This is a genomic window from Synechococcus sp. H60.1, from assembly GCF_047462335.1.
In the GTDB taxonomy this organism is placed as follows: domain Bacteria; phylum Cyanobacteriota; class Cyanobacteriia; order Thermostichales; family Thermostichaceae; genus Thermostichus.
Genome location: NZ_JANSJA010000185.1, coordinates 53,457 through 56,632, shown reverse-complemented (window position 1 = coordinate 56,632; position 3,176 = coordinate 53,457). Strand labels below are relative to the sequence as shown.

5 protein-coding genes are annotated in these 3,176 nt (G+C 58.5%); 1 reads left to right on the top strand and 4 read right to left on the bottom strand.

Annotated elements, in window-relative coordinates:
- Positions 1 to 123: 123 nt before the first annotated feature.
- The 3 genes from NW852_RS09590 to NW852_RS09580 form a co-directional block, all read right to left on the bottom strand.
- Positions 124 to 951 carry a Tab2 family RNA-binding protein gene (locus NW852_RS09590; RefSeq protein ID WP_414399156.1) on the bottom strand — a complete coding sequence of 276 codons (828 nt, stop codon included), beginning with the start codon at positions 949 to 951 and terminating at the stop codon, positions 124 to 126.
- Between the two features lie 46 nt (positions 952 to 997).
- On the bottom strand, positions 998 to 1,486 hold the full coding sequence (locus NW852_RS09585) for a VOC family protein (RefSeq protein WP_414366435.1): 489 nt from the start codon (positions 1,484 to 1,486) through the stop codon (positions 998 to 1,000).
- Between the two features lie 439 nt (positions 1,487 to 1,925).
- Positions 1,926 to 2,369: a DUF29 domain-containing protein gene (locus NW852_RS09580; RefSeq protein ID WP_414366434.1), complete on the bottom strand. Its 444-nt coding sequence runs from the start codon at positions 2,367 to 2,369 to the stop codon at positions 1,926 to 1,928.
- Positions 2,370 to 2,511: 142 nt separating this feature from the next.
- Here NW852_RS09580 and NW852_RS09575 point away from each other — a divergent pair, with 142 nt between their 5' ends.
- A complete protein-coding gene (locus NW852_RS09575) occupies positions 2,512 to 2,808 on the top strand; it encodes a DUF2470 domain-containing protein (RefSeq protein WP_414359976.1) in 297 nt (98 codons plus the stop codon).
- A gap of 71 nt (positions 2,809 to 2,879) precedes the next feature.
- Here the strand turns inward: NW852_RS09575 and grxC are convergent, their stop codons facing one another.
- Positions 2,880 to 3,140 (bottom strand): glutaredoxin 3, encoded by a 261-nt coding sequence (gene grxC, locus NW852_RS09570; protein WP_414359978.1) that lies wholly within the window; start codon positions 3,138 to 3,140, stop codon positions 2,880 to 2,882.
- Between the last annotated feature and the right edge of the window lie 36 nt (positions 3,141 to 3,176).

Below are 3,176 nucleotides of genomic sequence, written 5' to 3'. Positions count from 1 at the left end.
GTCAACGAAAGAATCGGCCTTTGCGGGATTTGGCGAGGCGCTCGCAGAGCTGCTGCTACCGTTTTTGTGTTGCTTTGCCAACACAGCTAGCTTGAGGATCCACGTAAGGGGCTGACAATGGTTTTAGAGGGGATGCTGCATTAGCCAAAAGCCGGCGAAGGACTGGGCCCGGAAATCGCTTTGGATGGCGAGGAAGTGGATCCCTTGGGCTTGGCGTTGGCGTTGGGCAAAGCCTTCTGCCTCCGCTTGCAGCTTTTCATCTTTTAGTTGCGCAAACAGGTAGCAATCGCTGAGGCCAGCCTCGAACAGCAGCCGTCCCTCCGCCACCGTCAAGTAGGCAGGCTCCATACCGCTCAGCCAGGCTGCTATGGGCAGCGCCCGCCGCGAGGCAATCACCAACCCAGGAATGATGGTGTCGGGCGCCAGGGCCTCCCAGTTTAGGGGGAACAGCTCACCAAATTCCATTGGCCAGGTCTCGGCATCCCGCAGATCCCTGGCCCGCAGGGTAACGAACGCCCAGCGCTCTCCCTGCAACTTGTCCGGCAGGGGAATGGGATCCGGCGGATCCGGCTCCAATGGCGGCTCGGGGCTATAGGTAAATTGGGTTTCCTGGGGGTAAACCTGCTCTGCCCGTTCCCGCATCCAGGCCCGGAGGGCATAGACGCGGCGGCTGGGCAGCATCGGGATCCCAACGGCATTACAGGCCCGTTGCAAAATGGAGCTCATGCGGGCGCGGAAGACGCGAATGGCCGAAGGGGGCTGGGGGGCCATTTCCAAATAGCTGCGCAACTGTTGGGCCACCCAGGTGCTATTGACCTCTTGGTTGCTGCAGTACTGGGCCTGGCGAAACTGACCCGTGGGATCGCACACCAGCAGCTCCCAAACCCGCCGCTCCTGGGCATCCCGCAGCGGGACGGCGTTGAAATCCATCTGCCAGATGGGGCCGCGCATAGGGCCAGAACGAGGTGGTTGAGTGGCCAAGTCTGCCTCCCCTTGGCTACTTGCCGCTGACCTCACCGCCTGAGCAAGTGGAAAAGCGATCCTGGGAAGGATGGGCAGACCTATCCCCCACCAAAGCCCATTCCCGCTCCCCAAAAATGGCGGCAGGGTAGCGGTAGTACTTAAACTCCAGCAGGTTGTAGAAGGGATCCTGCAAAAAGAACGTGCCGTGCTCCAGGGGGGTGCCGACAAAGCGCCAGCGCGGCTCCTGATAGAAAAGCAATCCCCGTGCCTGGGCCTGCTCCGCCAGCGACTGCCAATCTGCTTGGGCAGGGAAAATCAGGCCAAAGTGGCGGGGGTAGATGCCCCGCTGTGGCGTCAGCTCTTCCTGGGTGAGGTGGGCCACTAGTTGATGGCCATAGAGGTTCAAAATAACTGAAACAGGGGTTTCCCGACCGATTTGGCAACCCAAGCCCTCGCCGTAGTAAGTCTTGGCCAAGGCAATATCGGCAACGGGAAAGGCCAGATGAAAGCGGATGGGTTCCATGGGCTCTCTCGCAAAGCAGCCTGCTCGACTCAGGATCCCTGCTCTTTACCAAGTTAGGCGATTTTAGCTCAATTGGCGGGAAGCCCCGCACTGTATGGGTGAATTGTGTTGACTCAAGAGCCAATCAGTGTCGGGATGAAAGCGGTTTGTGCTACAAGTGAGAAGAATATTAATAAATCTCTGGAGAGCTTCCTGCCGTGGGCGGCACAGTGGCAGCACGCTGAGACCTCCGTACCAACAAGTCTGGGAAGCGTGAAGCCTGTACGCTATCGGCTCGCGCAGCGTGGCGTCAGCCATGGTGTGTTGACTCAACGAAGATGAGTGCCCGGAGTCGTTCTGCTGCAACTGTCCCGCCCGCAGCAGCGCTGCCTGCTCTTGGGTTCAGGCATAAAAGTCGCGCTCGTAAAGCTGCATACTTACTCCCAGCGAAATTTGGCAGTTATTTTTCAGGGTAAAAGTTGGGATCCATTGCCTGCTCAAAAGTGTAGGGGCACCGGTCAGGCAGATCCTGAAGAGAAAGGGGCGTTTCTCTCACCACCAGGAGCAGTCCTTTTCGATAGGCCTTTTCCATCGCTTCAGCTAGGTAAGCTTTGAGGCTAGGGCTCTCCGCAATGAGCTCCTGGATCTCCTGTCGCTGTTCGATGATCGTGGCCTGCCAACTTTTGCCGCGAAGCTGGGGCTGGAACTGCCATTTGAGGAGGTGCCCCAGCAGGATCCCCAAGCGATTGACCAATTCACGGCGCTCTTGCCTGCCCAAAGCCTCGATTTCCTCCGCCAAATGCACGGTGTCTAGCTGCTCCAGCCGGCCCGCCCGCAGCAGCGCTGCCTGCTCCTGAGTCCAGGCATAGAAGTCGCGCTCGTAAAGCTGCATGTCCACCCCCATCTGGGCGCTGCCCGGGTATCAACCAATCCTACTGGCTCTAGGAGAAACAAGTGGCTGGGCGCGGGGAAGCTGGCCTGCCTTTAACTGCCGCTTGAGCCAAGAGTCCGCTAGACTAAAATCTGGACATCCCTTTTGCAACTCTATGGCCGACCCTCTCACCCCTCAGGTTAGCGAGCGCATCTGCAAACACATGAACGAAGACCACGCCGATGCGCTGGCGCTCTATGCCAAAGTCTTCGGCCAAGTGGAAGGGGTGACGCAGGCTCGCATGCAGGCCATTGACTCAGAAGGGATGGACTTGCAGGTAGAGGTAGACGGGGCCCTACGAACCCTGCGCATTCCATTTGATCACCCTCTCAAAGATTCTGAAGATGCCCACCACACCCTGATTGCCATGCTGAAACAGGCCCGTGCTCGCCTCCGGCAAGCCAGTAGCTAATCTGGGCCTGGCAGCAAAAAAGGAGAAGACCCCGGCACCGGCTAGCCAGCCGAGGCCGGCAAGAGACGGGTCTAGTGAGCTTGCTGCAGGAGCAGATCCAACTTGCCCTGGGCCTCAAGGGCATAGAGGTCGTCGCAGCCGCCGATGTGCTGGTTGTTGATGAAAATCTGGGGCACCGAACGGCGCCCGTTGGCCCGCTTAGCCATCTCCGCTCGCGCCGCCTCATCCCCATCAATGGCGTATTCGATGTACTTGACTCCCTTGCGGTCTAGCAGTTGCTTGGCGCGAATGCAAAAAGGGCAAAAACGCCAGGTGTAGATCTCAACAGCCATAGGGAGATAACGAACGCTTTCACATAGCTTAACATT